This is a genomic window from Zafaria cholistanensis, assembly GCF_008580665.1.
In the GTDB taxonomy this organism is placed as follows: domain Bacteria; phylum Actinomycetota; class Actinomycetes; order Actinomycetales; family Micrococcaceae; genus Zafaria; species Zafaria cholistanensis.
The window spans coordinates 195,100-218,789 of record NZ_BKDJ01000002.1 but is presented as its reverse complement, the minus strand read 5'-3'; the positions used below and the strand labels follow the sequence as shown (position 1 = coordinate 218,789).

General features: G+C 70.9%; 18 protein-coding genes. 11 read left to right on the top strand and 7 right to left on the bottom strand.

The genetic code is table 11. From position 1 onward, the window contains the following. The first annotated feature begins 167 nt into the window (after positions 1-167). From NCCP_RS03615 to NCCP_RS03605, 3 genes are all read left to right on the top strand, one after another. A complete protein-coding gene (locus NCCP_RS03615; RefSeq protein ID WP_225873655.1) occupies positions 168-1,001 on the top strand; it encodes a thioesterase family protein in 834 nt (277 codons plus the stop codon). 79 nt (positions 1,002-1,080) lie between these two features. Next, the gene (locus NCCP_RS03610) at positions 1,081-3,972 is read left to right on the top strand and encodes an N-acetylmuramoyl-L-alanine amidase (RefSeq protein ID WP_149955859.1); all 2,892 of its coding nucleotides are present in this window, start codon (positions 1,081-1,083) and stop codon (positions 3,970-3,972) included. A gap of 134 nt (positions 3,973-4,106) precedes the next feature. After that, complete coding sequence (locus NCCP_RS03605) at positions 4,107-4,886, top strand: lipoate--protein ligase family protein (protein WP_149955858.1); 780 nt, start codon at positions 4,107-4,109, stop codon at positions 4,884-4,886. Positions 4,887-5,006: 120 nt separating this feature from the next. Here NCCP_RS03605 and NCCP_RS03600 read toward each other — a convergent pair whose 3' ends face one another. The 5 genes from NCCP_RS03600 to NCCP_RS03580 form a co-directional block, all read right to left on the bottom strand. Next, positions 5,007-5,744 (bottom strand): hypothetical protein, encoded by a 738-nt coding sequence (locus NCCP_RS03600; RefSeq protein WP_149955857.1) that lies wholly within the window; start codon positions 5,742-5,744, stop codon positions 5,007-5,009. A gap of 443 nt (positions 5,745-6,187) precedes the next feature. Continuing rightward, entirely contained in the window at positions 6,188-7,099 is a 912-nt protein-coding gene (locus tag NCCP_RS03595; RefSeq protein ID WP_149955856.1) for a hypothetical protein, read from the bottom strand. 356 nt (positions 7,100-7,455) lie between these two features. Then, positions 7,456-8,085 carry an MBL fold metallo-hydrolase gene (locus NCCP_RS03590; RefSeq protein WP_149955855.1) on the bottom strand — a complete coding sequence of 210 codons (630 nt, stop codon included), beginning with the start codon at positions 8,083-8,085 and terminating at the stop codon, positions 7,456-7,458. Further along, entirely contained in the window at positions 8,082-9,191 is a 1,110-nt protein-coding gene (locus tag NCCP_RS03585) for an S-(hydroxymethyl)mycothiol dehydrogenase (RefSeq protein WP_149955854.1), read from the bottom strand. The genes NCCP_RS03590 and NCCP_RS03585 overlap by 4 nt, the downstream gene beginning before the upstream one ends. A gap of 106 nt (positions 9,192-9,297) precedes the next feature. Beyond that, positions 9,298-9,570 (bottom strand): glutaredoxin domain-containing protein, encoded by a 273-nt coding sequence (locus NCCP_RS03580; protein ID WP_149955853.1) that lies wholly within the window; start codon positions 9,568-9,570, stop codon positions 9,298-9,300. Between the two features lie 36 nt (positions 9,571-9,606). On the opposite strand from NCCP_RS03580, the gene NCCP_RS03575 reads away from it, so the two are divergent. The 3 genes from NCCP_RS03575 to NCCP_RS03565 all read left to right on the top strand — a co-directional run bounded on the left by NCCP_RS03575 (position 9,607) and on the right by NCCP_RS03565 (position 14,708). Further along, positions 9,607-10,353: an SOS response-associated peptidase gene (locus NCCP_RS03575; RefSeq protein ID WP_149955852.1), complete on the top strand. Its 747-nt coding sequence runs from the start codon at positions 9,607-9,609 to the stop codon at positions 10,351-10,353. A gap of 321 nt (positions 10,354-10,674) precedes the next feature. Continuing rightward, the gene (locus NCCP_RS03570; protein WP_149955851.1) at positions 10,675-10,986 is read left to right on the top strand and encodes a DUF6504 family protein; all 312 of its coding nucleotides are present in this window, start codon (positions 10,675-10,677) and stop codon (positions 10,984-10,986) included. Then, entirely contained in the window at positions 10,983-14,708 is a 3,726-nt protein-coding gene (locus NCCP_RS03565; protein ID WP_149955850.1) for a DNA polymerase III subunit alpha, read from the top strand. The genes NCCP_RS03570 and NCCP_RS03565 overlap by 4 nt, the downstream gene beginning before the upstream one ends. A 156-nt stretch (positions 14,709-14,864) precedes the next feature. On the opposite strand, the gene NCCP_RS03560 is transcribed toward NCCP_RS03565, so the two are convergent. Beyond that, positions 14,865-15,755 (bottom strand): LysR family transcriptional regulator, encoded by an 891-nt coding sequence (locus NCCP_RS03560; RefSeq protein WP_149955849.1) that lies wholly within the window; start codon positions 15,753-15,755, stop codon positions 14,865-14,867. Positions 15,756-15,848: 93 nt separating this feature from the next. Between NCCP_RS03560 and NCCP_RS03555 the strand changes: the two genes are divergently transcribed. From NCCP_RS03555 to pgsA, 4 genes are all read left to right on the top strand, one after another. After that, positions 15,849-17,345 carry a malate:quinone oxidoreductase gene (locus NCCP_RS03555; RefSeq protein WP_149955848.1) on the top strand — a complete coding sequence of 499 codons (1,497 nt, stop codon included), beginning with the start codon at positions 15,849-15,851 and terminating at the stop codon, positions 17,343-17,345. 145 nt (positions 17,346-17,490) lie between these two features. Continuing rightward, positions 17,491-19,497 (top strand): threonine--tRNA ligase, encoded by a 2,007-nt coding sequence (gene thrS / locus NCCP_RS03550; protein WP_149955847.1) that lies wholly within the window; start codon positions 17,491-17,493, stop codon positions 19,495-19,497. A 61-nt stretch (positions 19,498-19,558) separates the two neighbouring features. Then, entirely contained in the window at positions 19,559-20,077 is a 519-nt protein-coding gene (locus NCCP_RS03545; RefSeq protein ID WP_414727699.1) for an HIT family protein, read from the top strand. 3 nt (positions 20,078-20,080) lie between these two features. Next, positions 20,081-20,710 (top strand): phosphatidylinositol phosphate synthase, encoded by a 630-nt coding sequence (gene pgsA / locus NCCP_RS03540; protein ID WP_149955845.1) that lies wholly within the window; start codon positions 20,081-20,083, stop codon positions 20,708-20,710. A 13-nt stretch (positions 20,711-20,723) separates the two neighbouring features. Here the strand turns inward: pgsA and NCCP_RS03535 are convergent, their stop codons facing one another. Beyond that, positions 20,724-22,427, bottom strand: a complete 1,704-nt coding sequence (locus NCCP_RS03535) for a SulP family inorganic anion transporter (RefSeq protein ID WP_149955844.1) — start codon at positions 22,425-22,427, stop codon at positions 20,724-20,726. Between the two features lie 281 nt (positions 22,428-22,708). Between NCCP_RS03535 and pdxS the strand changes: the two genes are divergently transcribed. Then, complete coding sequence (gene pdxS / locus NCCP_RS03530; protein ID WP_149955843.1) at positions 22,709-23,623, top strand: pyridoxal 5'-phosphate synthase lyase subunit PdxS; 915 nt, start codon at positions 22,709-22,711, stop codon at positions 23,621-23,623. Positions 23,624-23,690 lie beyond the last annotated feature (67 nt).

Below are 23,690 nucleotides of genomic sequence, written 5' to 3'. Positions count from 1 at the left end.
CGCGGATAGAGTGGGGCAGGGAAGGGGAAACCGGGCCGGACCCGTCCCGGGTGCCCCGGCCGGGAGGACCCGATGTTGGAGCCCGGTGCTGGAGGCCGGTGCAGGGGGCCCGGACTGTTGATCTCCACCATTTTGGGGTCCCCGACCTTGAGGCAAGGAGCGCCGCATTGACCACGACCGTCCAGCAGGGGCAGGAGCCCCCGTTCGCCCGGACCGAGGCCTACTACCAGGGGCTGGGTGGGAGCCGCTACCACTCCTCAGCCCACACCCAGGGAGCCTGGAACCCCGCCGAGCAGCACATGGCCGCCGCGACCGGGCTGCTCACGCACGAACTGGAACTGTTCCAGCCGCGGCCCGAGATGCGGATGGCCCGCATCAGCCTGGACATCCTCGGGGTCATCCACGCCGGCGAACTGGAGGTGCGCACCCGCATGGTCCGGCCGGGACGCACCATCGAACTGATCGAGGCGGAAATGGTCTGCCAGGGCAGGAGCGCGGTCCTGGCCCGCGCCTGGCGGCTCAAGACGCTCGACTCGGCCCCCGTCGCCGCCGTCGAGGACCGCTCCGTCACCCACCCGGAAGACCTGCCGGAGTGGGAAGGCATGTCCTCCTGGCCGGGCGGATTCATCCGGTCGCTGGATTTCCGGGTGGAACCGGGCCACCGGCCCGGCCGGGGCGTGGTCTGGCTGCGCTCGCCGCGCGAGATGGTCGACGGCCTGCCCACCTCCGACCTGGTGCGCCTGATGGGCTTGGTCGACACCGCCAACGGCGTCGCGCCGCGAATGGGGCCGGGACCGGTGTCCTGGATGTTCCCGAACGTGGACCTGCAGATCCACATGCACCGTGCCCCGGTGGGCGAATGGCTGGGCCTGGCCGCCCGGCAGACCTATGGGACCGACGGCATTGGCCTGACTTCGGCGGTCCTGCACGACGTCGAGGGTCCTTTCGGGCGCAGCGAACAGATCCTGACGGTGCGGCCCATGCCCGAGCGGGGCGCCTAGTCCCGGGGGCTTTTGACAGGTCCGAATAAATGCGTCCGCCCCCTGTGGCCGATTTGGGGGAATCTGTAAGCTTCGGGGCATGACTCGCCTTTCCGAGCCGGCGTCCGGCAGGTTCCGCCGCCCGGCCCTGCTGCCCACCGCCCTGGCCACGGTTCTGGCCGCGGCCCTGCTCGCCGTGCCGGGGCCGGCGGCACCGGCACGGGCCGCCCCCGCAGCTTCCGCTATCGAGGGGGCCCCGGCTGAGGGGGCCCCGGCTGAGGAAGTCCCGGCTGAGGAAGTCCCGGCTGAGGAAGTCCCGGCCGAGGGGGTTCCGGTGGAGGAGGCCGCGCCCGTGGACGGCCAGGGCGTGCGCGAACTCCCGGTCGACGGGGTGGACGGGCAGGCGGCCCGCTCCCGGGCGGCCCGTGCCGAGGCCGAGCCCCTTACCGGCGCCATCCCGCAGGACGCCGCTGCCGCGCTCCCGCTGCCGGAGCGCCCCCTCCAGGATCCTCCTCCGGCGGGGCCGGCGGCCGAGGCGGACCCGTCCGACGACGGCCAGCTCGCGGCTCTGACCGCGCCGCGCGCCACGCCCGGCTTCACCGCAGCCGGCCTGACCTGGAGCGCGGAAGCCGGCAACCGGGTCCTCGAAGCGGCGTTGCGGGTGCGCGAGGACGGCGAATGGTCCGGGTGGATGAGCCTTGAGGTGCTGCCCGGCAGTACCGGCGAGGGCCCCGGATCCCGCACGGCGAAGGCCGGAACCGACCCCGTCCTGACCCTTGGGGCCGACGGCGTCCAGGCCCGGGTGCTCACGGCCACCGGCCAGGCCCCGGCGGACCTGTCCATCAGCCTCGTCTCGGCCGGCACCGCCGCCACCGACGGCCGGCTTGAACCGGCCCCGGCCGGCACCGCCGTGGCCGTCCCGGCCGGCACCGGGAATGCCGGGACCGGGACGGTCACCGCACTGCCGGCGTCGTACGCGGTTTCCGCCTCTGCGGCCTCCACCGCCCTTGACGCGAAGCTGCCCGCCTCCGTGGACGGCGCCGCGCTGAGGCCGGCCCTCGTCACCAGGGCCCAGTGGGGAGCCAACGAATCCCAGTCCGACACCACGGACCGCCGCTCCCTCCGGCTGAAGGCCATGTATGTGCACCACACGGCCAGTTCCAACAACTACACCAGGGCCCAGGCCTACCAGCAGATCCGCGCGATCTACGACTACCACACCAGGTCGCTGGGGTGGGACGACATCGGATACCAGTTCCTGGTCGACCGCTTCGGCACCATCTACGAGGGTCGCCGCGGCGCGCTCACCCAACTGACGGTCGGCGCGCAGGCCGGCGGGTACAACGCCGAAACCATCGGCGTCTCGATGCTGGGCAACTTCGACATCGCCGCCCCGCCCCCGGCCGCGGTGGGCGCGCTGGCCAAGGTGCTGGCCTGGAAGGGCTACCAGTACAACCTGGACGTGACGGGCAGGACCACGCTGACCACCACCGTCGCCGGTCCCTCCACCGCGCGCGCCCAGGACGGCACCCGGGTGCGGGTTCCCGTGGTGCTGGGCCACCGCGACACCAACCAGACCGCCTGCCCGGGCCGGTACCTCTACCCGAAGCTTGGCTCCATCCGCCAGGACGTGGCCCGGAGGATCAAGGCGGCGACCGCCAGGTACGGCAAGGCCGGGGACGCGCTCGCGGCTCCCGCCCCGGCCGCCGTCACCCCGGCCGCCGTCACCGCGGCCGGCACCGTGCGGCTGGAATGGAAGCCGGTGGACCGGGCCGTGGCCTACCAGGTGATGTACCGCGGGGCGCTGCACGGGGAATCCTTCACCGACGGGCGCATCTGGCGGGCCGGGCGCACCACCACGGGCACGACGGCGAAACTCCCCCTGGAAGCGGGGGAGACCATTGTCTATGGGGTGCGCGCCCTCGATTCCTCCGGCCGCACCGGCGCCATCACCAAGCTGGGACAGGCCACCCGGGGCGTCTCCCTGGAATCGCAGGTCAAGGCCTCCCATTGGAGGCGGAGCACGGACCCCGGCGCCCCCGGGGGAATCGCCTTCACCGCCAATGGATCCAACGCAACGCTGGGTGTGGCCGGTACCCGCGGAACCGCCCGCGTCAGCGTCACGGCACTGTCCGGCACGGCCCCGGCCAGCCTCTCCGTGAAGGTGGGGGGCACCCAGGTCGGCACCCTGTCCTTCCCGCCCTCCGGGGATTACGTGACCAAGACCCTGGCGCTGCCCTCCGGCAGCGCGGGAACGCTCACGCTGGTGGCCGGCGGACCGGGGGTGAAGGTCGCCGGGATCGCGCTGCCGCGCGCCGCGGCCGCCGCGCCGCCGGGAACACGGATTGCTCCGGCGGCCAAACCGGCCCTGTCTTCCGGACCCTCCCGGTTCCTGCTGTCCCGTGCGGCGGCGTTTTCCTGGAAGCCGCAGAAGGACGCGGCCAGGTACACGGTGTGGGCCAGGCGGGCCGCCCACGGCGAGGCAATGCCGTCCTCCTGGACCAGGATCGCCACCACCACCGCAACCAGCCTGGACGTCCCCGTCCGGAACGGCGAGACGGTACAGGTAGGCGTCCGGGCGGTCAGCCGCTTTGGCGGATCCTCCCCGCGGGCCAGTTTCGCCGCCCTCACCCGCACGCCGCTGATGGAGTCCCTGAAGCGCTCCAGCAGCTGGAGGGTGGCCACCGGCCCCGATTTCTATGCTGACAAGGCCTACCGTTCCCGGACCAAGGGCGCCTGGCTCAGGCTGGGCGGAGTGCGGGACGCCAGGGGCGTGCAGGTCGTCGCCGCGCGCGGAAGCGGCTACGGCCGGATTGCCGTCTACGCCGGCACGCGGCGGGTCGGGACGATCGACCTGTCCTCCACCAGGGACAGGGCCAGGGACAGGGTCCGCTACACGGTGGAGCTGCCGTCCACGTTCTCCGGAACCATCACGGTCAGGACGCTGGACAACAAGACTGCCAAGGTCAGCCGGATCATCGCCGCGCGCTGACCGGGCCCATAACGTTCATGGGCCTCCCGCGCCTCGCTGGCGCTCGGCCCGGGGCCCTCGGCCCATAACGTTCATGGGCCTCCCGCGCCTCGCTGGCGCTCGGCCCGGGGCCCTCGGCCCATAAACTGGGTTCCATGAGTTTGTGGAATCCGGGCTCCGAAGCCCCGCTGACCCTCTGGCGGACCGGGGCCTCCGGGGACCCTGCGGAGGACCTGCACGCAGGCATTGAACTGCTGGGGCAGGTGCGCTCCGGCGAACGGCCGCCGACGCTGCGGATGTACCGTCCCGAACCGACCCTTGCCTTCGGCCAGCGCGACGTGCGCCTGCCCGGCTACTCCGCCGCGGCCGAGGCCGCCGCGGCGGCAGGGTTCGCCCCGGTGGTGCGCAAAGCCGGCGGGCGTGCTGCCGCCTACCACCGCGGGACGCTGATCGTGGACCATGTGGAACCGGCCGCCGAAGCGATGATGGGGCACCAGGAGCGCTTCCGGATCCTGGGGGAACTGTACGCCTCGACGCTGCGCTCGCTGGGCCTTGACGCGGGCGTCGGCGAAATTCCGGGGGAGTACTGCCCCGGCGAGTACAGCGTCCACGGACTGCCCGCCGCCGCCGAGTCCTCTCGGGAGGCGGGCGGGCCCCGCCCGGGGCCGCGGGTGGTGCCGGCAGGCGCGGTGAAGCTGGTGGGCACGGCCCAGCGCGTGGTTGCCGGAGCGTGGCTGTTTTCCTCAGTGTTTGTGGTGGAGGACTCCGCCCCCATCCGCTCCGTCCTGACCGACGTGTACGACTCCCTGGGGCTGCCGTTTGACCCGCGCACGGCCGGCGCGGCGGAGGACCTGGTCCCCGGAACCACAGTGGAAGAGTTGGAGCGGGCCCTGGTGGCGGCCTACGCACTCCAGTTGGAGATCGTCGGCGGCTAGCGGCGCCGTTCCACCCAAGAACCCTGCCGCGGCGCAGGACCCGGGTGCTTTCCGGATGCTCCGGCCAGGAGCCCGCCCCACTGGGTTCCCCGCTGGGCTGCACCCCGCAAGGCCCTCCCGCTAGGGCCTCTCTCCGGCGATCAGCTTCCGGGCCGCTCCCAACTGCCCGCCGGTGCAGGACCCGCCATAGCCGGCGACCCACATCCGGGTGGAGCCGTCGGGAAGGTAATCGGTGCCGGTGCGTCGGGCGCCCAGGACGTCGGCCATGCAGTCGGCCATGTGTTCGATCCCGTTGTCCCTGCCGTAGGCCCGGTTCATGGCCGCTTTGAGCGCTGCCCCGTCGTATCCGTACGCCCGGTACTGCAGGATATGGGCGCATTCGTGGTACTGGATGGCCACGGCCAGCGGATGGTTCGGGTCCAGCGGCCTGTTCCGGCCCGCCACGGTGGCCAGGCTGATCCACTCGCGGGCCTCCTTCCGCCCTGGCCCGTTCCGGGCCCAGTCCACGTGGGCGGAGTTGCCGCCGGCGCTGCTGGTCCTGATGCTCACCCCCGCGCACCACGGGGCCACGTTCCTGGCCGCCGAGTCCTTCCAGGAGAGCTTTCCCGCCGGCGTGGACAGGGCCACCCGGATGGTTTTGGACAGCGGCACCCAGCCGGTCTCGGAACGGTACCGGACCTGCACCCGGGTGCCGTCGGAGCTGAGCTTGCCACCGGGCGAGGCGAGGGTGTAGTCGGCTGGTATCGAGGCGCGCTTCCTCTGGCCGGTCGCGGACGAGTACAGCGTGGCCGCCTCCGTGGTCTGGTACTTCCTGGCCCGGACCGGATCCTTCCACGGAAGGGCCGGTGCCGGATCCACGGCACCGGTTTCCCCGGCCCCGGCTGCGGCGGGCAGCGGGGGCCGTAGGGGCGCCTTATGGACGGCCGGGGCGGGAAGCAGTGGTCCCGCAGACAGTGCGAGGGCTGCCGCCACGGCAACGGCCCCCGCCAGCGGCCAGGGCCACCGCGGGTTCTTTGCGGACAGCCCACTCCCTGCCGGCGATGGCCGGCGCGTCTCCGGGACGCTGCCGGTTGGGCTGCCCGTAGGCCGCAACCGCGGCCCGGATAATTCCCCCACCTGTTTCTTCTACCACAGGGCCGGGGAGGCCGGACAGGCCCACCAGTCGGATGCGGGCCCGGGAAGCGCCCCACGCGGAACGACGCCGGGGGCGGGGTGCGTGCGCAACCCGCCCCCGGCGTCGTGGGGCATTCCGGCGGTTCCCCTCCGGGCCGGCGCGCCGGCCCGGAGGGGAACCGGGTCCGCTAGACCCTGTCGCCGGCGATGATCTTCTTGGCCGCGGCCAGGTGCGTGGAGGTGCACGTGCCGCCGTAGCCGGAGACCCAGGTCCGGGTGGAGCCGTTGCTGAGGGTTTCGGTGCCCCTGCGCTTGGCGCCCAGGGCCTCAGCGATGCAGTCGGCCATGTGCTCGACGCCGCCGGCGGTGTTGCCGGAGGCGCCGTACACCTTGTCCATGGCGCGCTTGAGGGCTGCGAAGTCGTAGTTGTACGCCCGGTACTGCATGATGTGCCCGCACTCGTGGTACTGGATGGAGACAGCCAGCGGATGGTTCGGATCCAGGGCGGTTCCCCACGGGGTCTTCGTGGACAGGTGGATCTTCTCGGCGACCGTGCGCCTGCCGTTGGACGTGCTCACGCTCGCCGTGGCCTGGTTCATGTAGTCAACGCTGGTGTCGATCGGCACCCCGGCGCACCACCGGGCAATGTTCTTGGAGGCGGAGGCCTTCCAGGAGAGCTTGCCGAGCGGGGTGGACAGGGGCACCTTGGAGACCTTCGAGAGCGTGATCCAGCCGGTCTTGGACTGGTACTGGACCTGGACGCGCGTGCCGTTGCTGCTCTTCTTGTCCGTCCGGGTGGACACCGTGTAGTCGGCCGGGACGGAGGCGAGCTTTTGGGTTCCGCTGGCGCTGGAGTAGAGCCGCGTGCCGACCTTGGTCTGGTACTTGGCCGCGATCGACCCCGTCACAGCGGTGGATGCCTCAGCCGCCAGGCCCGTCCGCTCGATGGCCAGGGCCCCGGACGCGGCCTGCGGGAGGGCAGCGGGGGAAACCTCGCCGGCGACGGCCGCGGTGGAGCCTGCCGGGAGGGCGGCGGGGGCGGCAACGGAGGCGCCCGCGAGGGCAAGAGCTAAGGCTGCGATGGGGATGAAGCGGGGCATGATGGTCCTTCCGGTAACAGACCCTTGGAGCCGGCCCGGGGCGGGGCCGTCTATCCATCGTGCCACGTTATGTTTTTGTTATCAAGGGGTAACGATTCCACATAATGTGATTCACAAAATTTGTGAAATTATCCTAGCATCCGTCACGCTCCGTGGGAATATCGGCCTCGCCACCGGCCGGGCCCCGTTCCTGCCCAGCCCCGTTCCTGCCCAGCCCCGTTCCTGCCCAGCCCCGTTCCTGCCCAGCCCCGTTCCTGTCCCCGCACGGGATCTGCCGCGGGGGATCCACCGCACGCACGACGGCGGCGGCACCGTGGGAGGTGCCGCCGCCGTCGTGCGGTGGGCCGGGGGCCGGGTTAGTGGCCCCGGGCGATCCAGTCGGCCAGGTGGGGCTTCTCGGCTCCGATGGTTGTTGCTTCTCCGTGGCCGGTGAGGACCACGGTGTCTTCCGGGAGTGTCAGGAGGCGTTGGCGGATGGATTCGACGATGGTGCCGAAGTCGCTGTAGGAGCGTCCCGTGGCACCGGGGCCGCCGTTGAAGAGGGTGTCTCCGGTGAAGACGGTGTTCAGGCCGGGGACGTGGAAGCAGGTGGATCCGGGGGAGTGGCCGGGGGTGTGCAGGGCGGTGAGTTCAGTTCCTGCGACAGTGAAGGTGTCGCCGTCCTGGATGGGTGCATCCGGCGTGGTGCCCGGGAAGATGGCGTCCCAGAGCATCTGGTCCTCCGGGTTCAGGTGGACGGGGGCGTTCACCTTTTGGGCGAAGTCGCGGGCGTGACGGATGTGGTCGTCGTGCCCGTGGGTGAGCAGGACGGCCTTGACGGTGCGTCCGTTCACCGCGGCTGCGATTGCGTCCGGGTCGTGGGCGGGGTCGATGACGAACACTTCGGTGTCGTCACCGATGATCCAGACGTTGTTGTCCACGTCCCAGGTGCCCCCGTCCAGGCTGAAGGTGCCCGAGGTGACCAGGTTCTCGATGCGCGCGCTCATGCCGTGGCCTCCACGCCGGAGCCCAGTTCGACGACGGAGCGGAGGACTTTGCCTTGGTGCATTTTGTGGAAGGCGTCTTCGATGTCGTTCAGGGTGATGCGTTCGGTGACGAAGGCGTCCAGGTCCAGGCGTCCGAGTTTGTATTGGTCCACGAGCATGGGGAAGTCGCGGGAGGGCAGGCAGTCGCCGTACCAGGAGGATTTGAGGGATCCGCCGCGGCCGAAGATCTCCAGCAGGGGCAGTTCGAGTTTCATCTCGGGGGTGGGCACTCCGACGAGGACGACGCGTCCGGCGAGGTCGCGGGCGTGGAAGGCCTGGGTGTAGGTTTCGGGCCGTCCGACGGCGTCGATGACGACGTCGGCGCCGAATCCTCCGGTGAGGTTGCGGATGGCCTCTATGGGGTCGGTCTCGGAGGAGTTGATGCCGTGGGTGGCGCCGAGTTTTTGGGCGAGGGCGACCTTGGCGGGGTCGATGTCCACGGCGATGATGGTGGTGGCTCCGGCCAGTTGGGCTCCGGCGATGGCGGCGATGCCGACGCCGCCGCAGCCGATGACGGCGACCGATTCGCCGCGGGCGACTTCGCCGGTGTTGATGGCCGCGCCGATGCCGGCCATGACTCCGCAGCCGAGCAGGCCTACGGCGGCGGGGTCGACGTCTTCGTCGACTTTGGTGCACTGGCCGGCGGCGACGAGGGTTTTTTCGGCGAATGCTCCGATGCCCAGGGCCGGGGAGAGGGGCGTGCCGTCTTCGAGGGTCATTTTTTGGGTGGCGTTGGCGGTGTTGAAGCAGTACTGGGGTTTGCCCTTGGCGCAGGAGCGGCAGGATCCGCACACGGCGCGCCAGTTGAGGATGACGCGGTCTCCGATGGTGATGCCGGTGACGTTTTCGCCGATTTCGGTCACGATGCCGGTGGCTTCGTGGCCGAGCAGGTAGGGGAAGTCGTCCCCGATGCCGCCGAGTTTGTAGTGCAGGTCGGTGTGGCAGACTCCGCAGGTGAGGATGTCGACCACGGCCTCTCCGGGTCCGGGATCGGGGATGATGATGGTTTCGATCTCGACGGGGGCGTTCTTGGCCTTGACGACGACGGCCTTCACCTTATGTGCCATGGATGCGCTGTTCCTCCCGGCCGCGAAGACGGCCACTGTCCGTGCAGAAAAATAGGGATGGTGCGGCGGCCGCGGCCGCCACACCATCCCATCCAACCACAGGGTGCTAGAGGCGGGAACGCACCTCGTCGATGCGCGGATTCGTGGCGGCCGAACCATCCGGGAAAATCAGCGTCGGAACGGTCTGGTTGCCGCCGTTGAAGGCCTCGACGATCGCCGCGGTGCCGGGCACCTCCTCAATGTTCACCTCCTGGTAGCCGATGCCCTCGGCTTCCAGGCGCTTCTTGAGGTTGCGGCAGTAGCCGCACCAGTTGGTGGTGAACATGGTGACGTTTCCGTCCGAAGGAATGAAGTCCTGAAGATTCGCAAGAGTGGTCATGGTTGGTGGCAACGCCGGATATGGGACTCTTATTCCATGTGCGGACGATACGTCATGGCCCGCGCCGTCGGCGACCTGGTTGCCGAGGCCGGGGCGGAGGCCGACGAGGCCCTGGAACTGCGCCGGTCGTGGAACATTGCGCCCACCGCCGACGTGCCGATCGTGCTGGAGCGGCTGGTCGAGGACCGGCAGGTGCGCCAGATCCACGTGGCCCGCTGGGGGCTGGTGCCCCCGTGGGCCAAGGACACCTCCGTGGGCGTGCGCGCCTTCAATGCCCGCAGTGAAACCGTGCTGGAGAAGCCGACCTTCCGTGCCGCGGTGAAGGCCCGCCGCTGCGCCGTCCCCGCCGAGGGGTACTACGAGTGGAAGAAGGAGGGCTCCTCCAAGCGCCCCTTCTACGTCCACCCCGGCGACGGGTCGCTGATCTTCTTTGCCGGACTCTACGAATGGTGGAAGGACCCGTCCAGGGCGGACGGGGAGCCGGGCCAGTGGCTGCTCTCCACCTCCGTGCTGACCGCCCCCGCCCCGGCGCCCGATTCCCCGGACCCCGCCCTTGCCGAACTGGGGCAGTTGCACGACCGCATGCCGGTCCCCATGGACAGGGCCACCATGGGCGCCTGGCTTGACCCCCGGGACAAGGACGCCGCCACGCTCGTGGAACGGGTCCGCGCCGGGGCCTACGGGCCGGCGTCGGGCTGGAGGCTGCGCGAGGTGGCCCCCGCCGTCGGCAACGTGCGCAACAACGGGCCCGAACTCACCGACCCGCTGCCCGGGCTCTTCTGAGGCCCGGGGGCAGCCGGCGTCCCGGGGCTTTCCCCGCCTGACGCCCCTCAAAGTCCGCCACGCCCCGGGTGAGGACCGTAAGGTTCGGAGAAGTGTTCGAATCATTCCCTGCCACCCCACCTCCAGGCGGGGCCCCGGCCCTCCAAAAGGCAGGGGATGCGCCAAAGTGTCGTACACGTGTTCTAATTTTGATTCCTATAGAACAAATCTTCGAATAAAATGGGGTGGTGCCCCTCCCGCTTCCCGGGGAGCACCGCTCCAATCCATCGGGGCCAGCGCCGGCGTCTCACGGCCTGCGCGGGCCCAGAGGGAGGTGCCCGGATGGGGCTTTTCACCCAGTCCGTCGAGGTTGACTGCACTCCGGCGGGGCAACCGCTGCGGCTGCGCTGGCAGGGCCGCGAATACATGCTCGCCGCAGAACCGGTCCGCTGGTACGAACGCCGCAGATGGTGGGCCGAGGAACCCCGGGCACAGCGCGGGCACGGCCCGGGGCTGGTTGACCAAGAGATCTGGCGCGTCCAGGTCCGCCTCGCCGGGAAGGGGCCGCTGCGCACCTTCGACCTGTCCCGCCACGCCGGCTCGGGACGCTGGAGGGTAATCCGCCTCCACGAGGCCCTGCGGGAGGGCGCGTGAGCTTCATCCACCTGAACGTCGCCTCCGCCTTCAGTGCCCACTACGGGGTCTCCTGGCCCAAGGAACTGGTTCGCCGGGCGGCCGCCGACGGCGCCGACGCCCTGGCCCTCACCGACCGCGACGGGCTCTACGGGGCCGTCAAGCACCTCAAGGCCTGCCGCGACCACGGGATCGACCCCATCCTCGGCGTCGACCTGGCTGTCCTGGGCCCGGCCCGCCCCGGCCCGTCCCCCCGCGCGGGTGCGGAGGCCGGCCGGCTGCGGACCGAAGGCCGGGTGCTGGTCGTGGCCAGGGGGCACTGCGCCGGCGCCGGCTACCGGGCCCTGTGCCGGCTGGTCTCCGCCGCCCACGCCCATACCGTCCATGCCCCTGCCGCCCGCGCCGGAGGAGCCAGCGCCCCGGGCACCCTGGCCGTCCAGGGCCCCCGGCCGTCCAGGCATCCCGGCGTCACCGGCGCGGACCTGGCCGCCCACGCCCTGCCCGGCCTGCCGGGACACGCCACCGCGCCCGTGCTGACCGTGCTGCTCGGTCCGGCCTCCGACGTCGGCCTCGCCGCCGCCCGCCGCGACTATGCCCGCGCCCGCGCCGCCCTGTCCCGCTGGCTGGAACTCCTGGGCCCTGCCGCACTGCGCGTGGAACTCACCACCCACCTCAGCCGCCCCGGGGAGCGCCTGAGCACCGCCCACGCCCTGAGGATGCTGCGCACCGCCGAATCCCTGCACGTACCCGCCATCCTCACCAACGCGGTCCGCTACGCCGACCCCGACGGCGCCGCCACCGCCGACGTGCTCGACGCCGCCCGCTCCCTGACCTCCCTCGAAGCCCTCGCCGACCTGCAACCCAACGGGCAGGGCTGGCTCAAAAGCACCGCCCAGATGGAAGCGCTCGCCCGCGAAATCGCCCGCGACGCCGCCAACCCCCGACTGGCCGCCACCCTGCTGCGCAACACCGCCGGGCTCGCCGACTGGGCGCGCCTGGACCCGGCCGCCGACACCGGATGGGGCAGCCCCAAAACCCCCGAGGCCCACGTCATCGGCATCACCGGGGACCCCAACACCGAACTCGCCGCCCGCTGCGAAGCCGGCATTACCCGCCTGCTCCCGCACCAGGCCCGCGACCGCACCCTGCGCGACCGGCTCGCCCTGGAACTGGACACCATCGCCGACCTCGGATTCGCCCCCTACTTCCTCACCGTCGCCGAAGTCAGCACCATGATCACCGCCCTGGGGGTCCGCAACGCCGCCCGCGGCTCCGGCGCCTCCTCCCTGGTCAACCACCTGCTCGGCATCAGCCACGTCAATCCCCTGGCCCACGGCCTGGTCTTCGAACGCTTCCTCTCCCGGGAACGGACCACCCTGCCGGACATCGACATCGACGTCGAAAGCGCCCAGCGCCACCGTGTATACCGGAAGATCTTCGAACGCTTCGGCCCCGACCGCACCACCCTCATGAGCATGCAAAACGGATACCGCGCCCGCGGAGCCGTCCGCGACGCCGGAGCGGCCCTGGGCATGGACACGGGGGACATTGACGCCATCGCCAAACAGCTCTGGCGCTTCCCCGCCAGCAGCTTCCGCGCCGCGCTCGCCGAAAAACCCGAACTCCGCCCCCTGGCCCAACGCCTGGCCGCAACCACGGACCCGCACACCCGCCCAGGAACCCCGCGCCAACTCGACCTGCTCGTGGACCTCACCGAACGCCTCGACCGGCTCCCGCGCCACATCTCCATGCACCCCTGCGGCGTCATCCTCGCCGACAAAACCCTTTTGGACCGCACCCCCGTCCAACCCAGCGGCCTGGGCCTGCCCATGAGCCAGTACGACAAACACGACATGGACCCCATGGGTCTGATCAAACTCGACATCCTCGGCGTCCGCATGCAATCGGCCATCTCCCACGCCCTCGCCGAAGTTGCCCGCATCCACGGGGACGGGCACACCGTCGCCTCCGCCGGGCACCACCCCCTGCCCGCCGACGGCACCCTGCCGCCCTACCTGGCCCCCAACGGAACCATCAACCTCGACAAGATCCCCCTCGACGACGAACCCACCTTCGAACTCATTCGCAGCACCCACACCCTGGGCTGCTTCCAGATCGAATCCCCCGGACAGCGCGAACTCATCGGCAAACTCGCCCCCCGCACCTTCAACGACCTCATCATCGACATCTCCCTCTTCCGCCCCGGCCCCATGAAATCCAACATGGTCAAGCCCTACCTCGAACACCGCCACGGATTCGCGCCCGAAACCTACCCCCACCCGGACCTGCGCCCCGCGCTCGCCGAAACCCACGGAGTGACCGTCTTCCACGAACAGGTCCTGCGCACCCTCCACACCATGACCGGCTGCGGCCTGGCCAAGGCCGACGTCTACCGGCGCCTGCTCGGCAACCCCTCCGCCGAATCCCGCGTGGAGGAACTGTTCCGCACCCGGGCACGCGAACGCGGCTACCCGCCCCGCGTCATCGACCAGGTGTGGGAGACACTGCAGGCCTTCGGCAGCTTCGGCTTCTGCAAGGCCCACGCCGCCGCCTTCGCCGTCCCCACCTACCAGAGCGCCTGGCTCAAGGCCCACCACCCGGAAGCCTTCCTCGCCGGACTGTGGGAACACGACCCCGGCATGTACCCCAAACGCCTCCTGGTCGCCGAGGCCCGCCGCCTGGGCATCCCCATCCTCCCGCTGGACATCAACCGCTCCCACGCGGCCCACCGCCTCGAACACGCCCCCGCCGAAGGCCCCGGGACCGGAACCACTACGGGGACCGCGGAGGGAAGAGGGGAGGGAAGAGCGGAGGGAAGAGCGGAAGGAAGAACCGCCACAGGGGGAACAGGACCCCACCTCCCCCAACGGCCCCCCACCCCCCGACTCGGCATCCGCCTCGGCCTGGCCGCGGTCTCCGGACTCTCCTCCACCGAGATCCGCCGCACCATCGCCGGCCAGCCCTACGGCTCCCTCCCCGACGTCCGCGACCGCTCCGGCCTCACCCGCACCTCCCTGCGGCACCTCGCCGCCCTCGGCGCCTTCGACGAACTCCAACACGCCGCCACAGGAACTCCCGGGACGGGAAGCCACCAAGGCCCCACCACCCTCCCGCCCCGGCCCAACCGGGCAGACCTGCTCAAGCACCTCGCCGCCATACCGCCGCGGAACCTCCCGGCCAAATACCGGCCCCTGCCCGGACAACTGCCCCTCCCGTTCCACGACGCCGGAATCGGCGACCTGGAACTCTCCACCATCCACTCCACCGAACCCGCCCCCACCCCGGGGGAGATCGTGCGCACCGAACTGGACCTGACCGCCATGGACACCACCGCCCACCTCATGGACAGCCACGCCCCACTGCTGCGCCAACTCGGCACGACCCCCGCCGCACGCCTGCTCGACCTGCGCAACGGCACCGAGGTCCTGGTCGCCGGAATCCGCATCGCCACCCAAACACCACCCATGCGCGGCGGACGCCGCGTGGTGTTCATCAGCCTCGACGACGGCACGGGATGCATCGACTGTGCCTTCTTCCACGAGGCACAGGAAACCGCCGGCCCCCTGCTCTTCGGAACCCGCATGCTCCTCATCCGCGGCACCACACGACGCACCGGCCCCCGCGGCATCAGCCTCCAGGCCCTCCACGCCTGGGACCTGCAGGACACCGCATCCCTGCCCCTGCCCCACCCACCCGCCACCCACCCGCCGCGCTCGCCGTCCCCGGAGGGGCCCCGCACCTAGGGACATCTCCGCACCTGGGGACATCTCCGCACCTAGGGACACCCCAGGAGCGGGACATGCCAGGAAGGGGACATGCCAGGAAGGGGACATTCCCGGAACCGCGGGCCGCCTTCCACCCGTGCACGGGAACGGAAAGGCCGGAGCGTTGCGCCGCGCCTACGCCGCGTCGCGGAACGCCGCGCGTACGAAGGCCAGGAGGCGCTGGGCCGGGGGTGTCCGCGCCGTGGGGCCCCAAGCCAGGGCGACCTCGCGGAAGGCCGGGGGGAGGAGGGGGATCTCGGCAAGGCCGGGCTGGGGGACCTCTCCGGCGGGCAGGAGCGCAATCCCCAGCCCGATCTGGACGAGCCGCCGGATCAGGGAAAACTCCGTCACCTCGATCGCGACGGAGGGCTCGAAGCCTGCCTTGAGGCACATGCTGTCCACGAGGGCGCGCAGCGTGTATTCGGGGGGATTGGCGATGAACGCCTCGCCCCGCAGTTCGGAGACGCGCAGCGCCTTCCGGGACGCGAGCCGGTGCGACGGCGGCAGGACGGCCCGGATCTCCTGGCGGCCGATGACGGTATGCTCCACCCCGGCCGGCGGGGGGATGAGCACTGCCAGGTCCAGGGAGCCGGCCGCGACGTCGCGTGCCAGCTGCTGCCCGTGCGCCTGCTTGAGGTGCAGCGACACCAGCGGGTTCTGCCGGTGGAACCCGGCGATGATGTCCGGCAGCACTCCGGTTCCCATTGTGAGCGGGATCCCGAAACGGACCGTGCCGCCCTCCGGATCGGCGGTGGATGCTGCCGCATCCAGGGCGTGGCGCAGCTCGTGGAGGGGGCCGCGCAGCTGCCGGGAGAGGGACAGGGCCAGGGGAGTGAGCTCCACCGTCCGGCCCACGTGGACCAGCAGGGGAACACCGAGGTGGTCCTCCAGGGCCTGGATCCGCCGGCTCATCGAGGACTGGGGGATGCCCAGGGCCTCCGCGGCGCGCGTCATGTGTCCTCCCTGGGCCGCCAGGGCCTCCAACGCGCGCAGCTGGGGCGCCAGCCGGGCCAAAAAATCATCCATATGTGGATGATAAACACATGAAAGCTCATTGGACGGATTGGTTTCCTGAAGGGGAGACTCCAAGGGACACCAGCGAGGAGAAAGGGGTCCGCCATGGAGCAGGCCACCACACCGACACGGGGCACGCCGGCGCGGGAGGACGCGGACGTCGTCCTGGTCGGCGGGGGGATCATGTCCGCGACCCTGGGGGCGATGCTCGCCCTGCTGGAGCCGGACTGGCGCATCGTCCTGCTTGAGCGCGGCGGGCAGGTCGCGGCCGAAAGCACCAGCCCGTGGAACAATGCGGGCACCGGGCACGCCGGGTACTGCGAACTGAACTACATGCCCGACCCGGAGGATCCCACCAAGGCCGCCGAGGTCTCGCGCCAGTTCCTGCTGAGCCGGCAGTGGTGGTCCCACCTGGCGGAGGCCGGGCACATCGACCCGGCGGAGTTCATCCGCGCCACCGCGCACCTGAGCATCGTTTTCGGCACGCGCGACGTCGGGTACCTGCGGCGGCGCTGCGAGGTGCTGCGCCACAACCCCCTGTTTGCCGGCATCGAATTCAGCGACCACCCTGCGACGGTGGCGCGGTGGGCCCCCCTGGCGATGGCGGGCCGCTCCGGCACGGAAGCGGTGGCGGCCTCCCGGCACGCGGACGGGACGGACGTGGATTTCGGGGCGTTGAGCCGGGCCCTGCTGCGGGTCATGGCCGGAACCGGCGGCATGGTCCGCCTGCGGCACGAGGTCCGGGGCCTGAGGCGGGACGGGGACGGAAGATGGAACGTGAGCGGCACCGACGCCGCGGCCGCCCGCCGCTTTTCGCTCCGGGCCCGCTTCGTCTTCGTCGGCGCCGGAGGCTCCTCCCTGGGCCTGCTCCAAAAGGCCCGGGTCCCGGAGGTGCGCGGGTACGGCGTGCTGCCGGTCGGTGCGGCCTTCCTGCGCTGCTCGAGGCCGGAAGTGGTCCAGCTCCACGACGCCAAGATGTACGGGCAGGCCCGGGACGGGGCGCCGGCCCTCTCCGTTCCCCACCTTGACCGGCGCTCCGTGGGCGGGCAGGAGCACCTGATGTTCGGCCCGTACGCGACGTTCAGCACCAGGCTGCTCAAGCACGGGCGCCGGCGCGACCTCTTCGGGACCCTGAGGTGGAACAACGTGCACGTGCTCGCCGCGGCCCTGGCGCAAAACCCCGGCCTGGTCCGCTTCCTGATCAGGCAGCTCCTGGCCGGCGACCAGGACAAGCTCGCGCAGCTGCGGCGCCTGTACCCCGGCGCCTCCTGGAAGGACTGGGAGGTCATCCACGCCGGGCAGCGGGCCCAGCTGGTGGTTCCCGACCGGCGCAGGGTGGGGGCGCTGCAGCTGTGGGGCACCAAGCTCACCGTGACGGAAGACGGGAGCATGGCCGGGCTGTTGGGGGCCTCTCCGGGCGCCTCGACGGCGGTGCCCATCATGGTGGACCTGCTCCAGCGGGCCTTTCCCACCCAATGGGAGCAGGGCTGGCGCGAACGGATGCACGCTGCCGTCCCGGGGCTGGCCAGGGACCACTGGGACGCCGGGGCGGTCGCCGAGGTGCTGGGCCGCACCTCCGCCGCGCTGAAGCTGCGGCCGTAGCCGGACCGTCCCCGGGGGAGGGGTGGTCCGGCCCCGCGCGCCGATTGGTTGGCCGGCCCGCGGGTCCGTTAAGCTGATCGATGGCTGGCTGTGGTCACCGTACGCCACAAGTCATGGGCCGCCGAGCGATAACAAGGAGACCGAAGTGTCAGATCAGATCACCCTTACCGTCGACGGGGAACAGCGGGAGGTGGCTGCCGGCACTACCGGTGCCGAGCTGTTCTTCGACAACCGCGACGTTGTGGTGATGCGCGTGGACGGAGTGCTGCGCGACCTTGACCGTGCGCTCGAGGCGGGCACCGCCGTCGAGGCCGTCACGATCGGCTCTCCGGACGGACTGAACGTCCTGCGCCACTCCACCGCGCACGTCATGGCCCAGGCGGTCCAGCAGCTGCGTCCGGACGCGAAGCTGGGCATCGGTCCCTACATCACGGACGGTTTCTACTTCGACTTCGACGTCGCCGAGCCCTTCACCCCCGAGGACCTCAAGACCCTCGAGAAGATGATGCTCAAGATCGTCAACCAGAACCAGAAGTTTGCCCGCCGCGTCGTCACCGAGGACCAGGCCCGCGAAGCCATGGCCAACGAGCCCTACAAGCTCGAGCTGCTCGGCAAGTCCAGCGAGGCCGACACCGCCGGCGAAGGCGTCTCGGTGGAGGTTGGCGCCGGCGAGATCACCATCTACGACAACATCGACCGCAAGAGCGGCGAGGCGGTCTGGTGCGACCTGTGCCGCGGCCCGCACCTGCCGAACACCAAGCTGATCTCCAACGCGTTCGCGCTCACCCGCTCCGCGGCCGCCTACTGGCTCGGCAGCGAGAAAAACAAGCAGCTGCAGCGCATCTACGGCACCGCCTGGCCCACGAAAGAGGACCTGAAGGCCTACCAGGAGCGCATCGCCGAGGCCGAGCGCCGGGACCACCGCAAGCTGGGCGCCGAGATGGACCTGTTCTCCTTCCCGGACGAGCTGGGCTCGGGCCTGCCGGTGTTCCACCCCAAGGGCGGCATCATCCGCAAGGCGATGGAGGACTACTCGCGCAAGCGCCACGAAGAGGCCGGCTACGAGTTCGTCTACACCCCGCACATCACCAAGGGCCACCTGTACGAGGTCTCGGGCCACCTGGACTGGTACCGGGACGGCATGTTCCCGGCCATGCACGTGGACGAGACCCGCGACCCGGCAACCGGCGAGGTCACCAAGCCCGGCCAGGACTACTACCTGAAGCCGATGAACTGCCCGATGCACAACCTGATCTTCCGCGGGCGCGGGCGCTCCTACCGCGAGCTGCCGCTGCGCCTGTTCGAGTTCGGGCAGGTGTACCGCTACGAAAAGTCCGGCGTGGTGCACGGCCTGACCCGCGTGCGCGGCATGACCCAGGACGACGCCCACATCTACTGCACCCGCGAGCAGATGAAGGACGAGCTGACCACCACGCTGACCTTCGTGCTTGACCTGCTCAAGGACTACGGGCTGGACGACTTCTACCTGGAGCTCTCCACCAAGGACCCGGAGAAGTTCGTCGGTTCCGACGAGGTCTGGGAGGAGGCCACCCGCACCCTCGCCGAGGTCGCGGAGGCCTCGGGCCTGGAGCTGGTGCCGGATCCGGGCGGAGCCGCGTTCTATGGCCCGAAGATCTCCGTGCAGGCCCGCGACGCGATCGGCCGCACCTGGCAGATGTCCACCATCCAGCTGGACTTCAACCTGCCCGAGCGCTTCGAACTCGAGTACCAGGCCTCCGACGGCACCCGCCAGCGCCCGGTCATGATCCACCGCGCCCTCTTCGGGTCCGTGGAACGCTTCATGGGCGTGCTGATCGAGCACTACGCCGGCGCGTTCCCGGCCTGGCTGGCCCCGGTGCAGGTGCTGGCGGTCCCGGTCGCCGAGGCCTTCAACGACTACATGCGGCAGATCGTGGACCGCCTGCGTGCCGAGGGCATCCGCGCCGAGGCCGACCTGGGCTCGGACCGGTTCCCGAAGAAGATCCGCAACGCGTCCAAGGAAAAGGTGCCGTTCGTGCTCATTGCCGGCGGGGACGACGCCGAGGCCGGCGCCGTCTCCTTCCGCTACCGCGACGGCAGCCAGGACAACGGGATCCCCGTGGACGAGGCGGTTGCGCGCATCGTCTCCGCCGTGCGGAACAGGGAAGCCTAGGGTGGGCGGGTCCACGGGCCCGGGGGCGTACCCCGGTGACGCCGAGGCGACCGACGACTTCATGCTCGCCGGTGTCCCGGACGCCTACCAGCGCCTGTGGACCCCCTACCGCATGGCCTACGTCAAGGGCGGGCAGGGCCAGGTCACCGGCACCGACGACTGCCCCTTCTGCATCGGCCCCACGCGCAGCGACGAGGAGTCGCTGATCGTGCACCGCGGCGAGACGGCCTTCGTGGTGCTCAACCTCTTCCCCTACAACCCCGGGCACCTGCTGGTGTGCCCGTACCGGCATGTGCCCGACTACACGGACATCACCACGGAGGAGACGGCCGAGATCGCCGCCCTCACCCAAAAGGCCATGCGCGTGCTGCGCGCGCAGTCCCGCGCGGCGGGGTTCAACCTGGGCATGAACCAGGGCACCGCCGGCGGTGCCGGCATCGCGGCCCACCTGCACCAGCACGTCGTGCCGCGGTGGAACGGGGACGGGAACTTCTTCCCGATCATTGCCCGCACCAAGGCGATTTCCGCGACCCTGGCCGACGTGCGCCAGGACATCGCGGATGCTTGGGCGGCGTGCTGACCCATGCTTAACAGGTACGCGCGCGGCATCTGCTCCAGGGTCTTCACCCCACTGGCCCGCTGGCTCGTGGCCCGCGGGGTGTCCCCGGACGCCGTCACGGTCGTGGGGACCCTGGGGGCCGTAGCCGGTGCGCTGGTGTTCTACCCTGTCGGGGAACTGTTCTGGGGCACCGTGTTCATCGTCCTGTTCATCTTCTCCGACGTCGTCGACGGCCTGATGGCACGGCTGCCCGAAGCCGGCCCGCGCGGCGACGCGCGGTGGGGCAGCTTCCTGGACTCCACCCTTGACCGGGTGGCCGACAGCGCCATCTTTGCCGGGGTGATGTTCTGGTTCTTCACCGGCGGAGACAACCCCGCCATCGGCGTCGCCGCCGGGCTGTGCCTGGTGCTGGGCAACCTGGTCTCCTACGCCCGGGCCAAGGCCGAATCGCTGGGCTACGACGCCAACACCGGCCTGGCCGAGCGCGGCGAGCGGCTGGTGGTGGCCCTGACCTTCACGGGCCTGGCCGGATTGGGCCTGAATGAATGGGTGCTGTTCACCGCCCTGGGGCTGCTGGCCCTGGCCAGCGCGGTGACGGCCGTGCAGCGGATCATGCGCGTGCGCCGGCAGGCCCTGCAGCCGCTGGAGGGCTAGTCCCCGGCCCGCCTCAGTACCCGTTCGCCTCCGGATGGCGGTCCAGGTAGTCGCGGACCGCGCTGTGCAGGGTGGGATAGAAGCGTTCCGGGGCGAACCTCCCGCCGGGCTCGAGCCGTGCCAGCCGGTCCTTCACCGGCCCCTTCATCTCGGCGAACGCCAGCCGCACCCCGTCCCGGGCGAGGTCCTCGTCCAGGGCGGCAAGCTCGTCCGCGGCCGTGCTGTCGATGCCGGTGAGCGGTTCCGCGGCCACCACCGCCCAGCGCACCGGTCCCGGCGCCCGGTCCACCAGGGCCCGCACGTGGTCGGTGAACACGCTGCCATTGGCGAAGAACAGGGGTGCGTCAAAACGGGCAATCACCAGGCCCGGGATCCGGCGCCCCTCGGGGTGGCGGAAGGCGTCGTGGAACCCCGGGATCCCCTCCACCCGCACCAGTTCGGTCCGGTGCGGGTTCCACGCCTGCCACACGAACACCGCCAGGGACAATGCGACGGCAACTGCGATGCCTTCCAGCACGCCCACGAACGCCACTCCCAACAGCGCCGCCAGCAGCAGCGCCGCCTCCACCGGGCTCCTGCGCGCCAGCCGGCGCAGCGTGCCCAGATCCAGGATCCAGAGGGCGGCGGCCATCACGACGGCGGCGAGCACGCTCTGCGGCAGGTAGCGGGTGAGTCCGGGCAGGAGCAGCATGAAGGCCGCCACCAGGACGGCGGCCACGACCATCGCCAACTGCGTGCGGGCCCCGGACTGCACGGCCACGGGGGTGCGGGAGGTGCTGCCCGAGACGGGGAAGCCGCCCAACAGCCCCGAGGCTACCTCGGCGGCCCCCAGTGCGGCCATTTCCTGGCCCCCATCCACCCGCTCCCCGCTCCGCCCGGCCAGTGCGCGGGAGAGCGCGGTGGTGTCGGCAAAAGTGATCAGCGCGATGCCGGCGGCCGGGCCCAGCAGGGGCCACACGTCCGCGGGGCCGATCCCTCCCAGGGCCGGGGCGGGCAGCGTCGAGGGCAGCGGTCCGGCAACGGGGACGGTTTCCTCCCAGCCCAGCAGCGCCGTCGCGGCCATCGAGGCGGCGACGGCCGGCAGCAGCCCGGGAATTCGGGAACCCAGGAGGGTGGAGGCCACGATGACCAGCAGTGCCCCGCCTCCCAACGCCAGCGCCGCCAGGTTGGTTTGCCCTTCGGCCACCGCCCGCACCGTGCCGGCGAGGCGTTCGATGATGTTCCCCCCGGTCCCCTCGATCCCCAGCAGCTTCGGCGCCTGACCCACCAGGACCACCAGGGCCACCCCGTTCAGGTATCCCACGCGGATGGGCTTGGACAGCAGGCTGGTGATGAAACCCATCCCGGCCATCCGGCCCAACAGCAGGAAACAGCCGGTCAGCAGCGCCAGCAGCCCGGCCAGCGCGACAGCCCGTTCGTCAGAGCCCAGTGCCAGCGGCAGCACGGCCGCGGCGATCATCGGGGCCAGTGACGAGTCCGGGCCCAGCACCAGGACGCGGGAAGGGCCGAAGACCGCGTACGCCAGCAGCGGCACGATCGTGGCGTACAGCCCCGTCTCCGGGGGCAGGCCCGCCGCCGCCGCATAGGCCATTCCGGCCGGAACCAGCACTGTCGAGAGCGCAACCCCGGCGGCCAGGTCCGGGCCCAGCCAGGAGCGGCGGTAGGACAACGCGGACGCGACCCCCGGCATCGTGCGGTGGAGCCACCGGCCGGCCATGGGCTTGCTCCCTTCCCTCCACCCCGGCAGGAACCGTTCCAGCGCGGTCCGTTCCAGCGCGGTCCGTTCCAGCAGGGTCCGTTCCAGCAGGGTCCCTTCCCCTCCGGTCCACCCAGCGTAGGCGAGAACGGGCAGGCCGGAGCCGCTGGCGGGGGCGCGGATTCCCCCGGCGTGGCACGCCGGAGGGTGGCCGCCAACGCTTGGTTACCCTCCGGTAGGTTTGTGTGCGCATAAGATGGTGTAGTCCGTTCACCTCCCACTTATGCAAGGGGAAACCAGTAGTGTCCATCAATGAGCAAACTCCGGCAACGGCGACAACCACCGGCAGCTCACGCGTGAAGCGCGGCATGGCCGAAATGCTCAAGGGCGGCGTCATCATGGACGTTGTCACGCCGGAGCAGGCACGCATCGCCGAAGACGCCGGTGCGGTGGCCGTCATGGCCCTTGAGCGCGTTCCCGCCGACATCCGCGCCCAGGGCGGGGTCTCGCGCATGTCCGATCCCGACATGATCGATGGCATCATCGAGGCCGTGTCCATCCCGGTCATGGCCAAGGCCCGCATCGGGCACTTCGTCGAGGCCCAGGTGCTGCAGTCCCTGGGCGTGGACTACATCGACGAGTCCGAGGTCCTGACCCCGGCCGATTACGTGAACCACATCGACAAGTGGCAGTTCACGGTGCCCTTCGTCTGCGGGGCCACCAACCTCGGGGAGGCGCTGCGCCGGATCAACGAGGGCGCGGCGATGATCCGCTCCAAGGGCGAGGCCGGCACCGGGGACGTGTCCAACGCGACCGGGCACATGCGCAAGATCCGTTCCGAGATCGCCAAGCTCGCGGCCCTGCCCGAGGACGAGCTCTACGTGGCCGCCAAGGAGCTGCAGGCCCCCTACGAACTCGTCAAGGAAATCGCCGCGACCGGCAAGCTCCCGGTGGTGCTGTTCACCGCCGGCGGCATCGCCACCCCCGCGGACGCGGCCATGATGATGCAGCTGGGCGCGGACGGAGTGTTCGTGGGCTCGGGCATCTTCAAGTCCGGCAACCCCGCCGAGCGTGCGGCCGCGATCGTGAAGGCCACCACCTTCCACGACGACCCGGACGTCATCGCCAAGGTCTCCCGCGGCCTGGGCGAGGCCATGGTCGGGATCAACGTCGACGAGATCGCCCAGCCCCACCGCCTCTCCGAGCGCGGCTGGTAGCCCTTCGCTCCTTCCCTGGCGCGGCAGCAACGGCGGGGGGGGGGGGGGCCGCCGGCGGGGGCGCCCC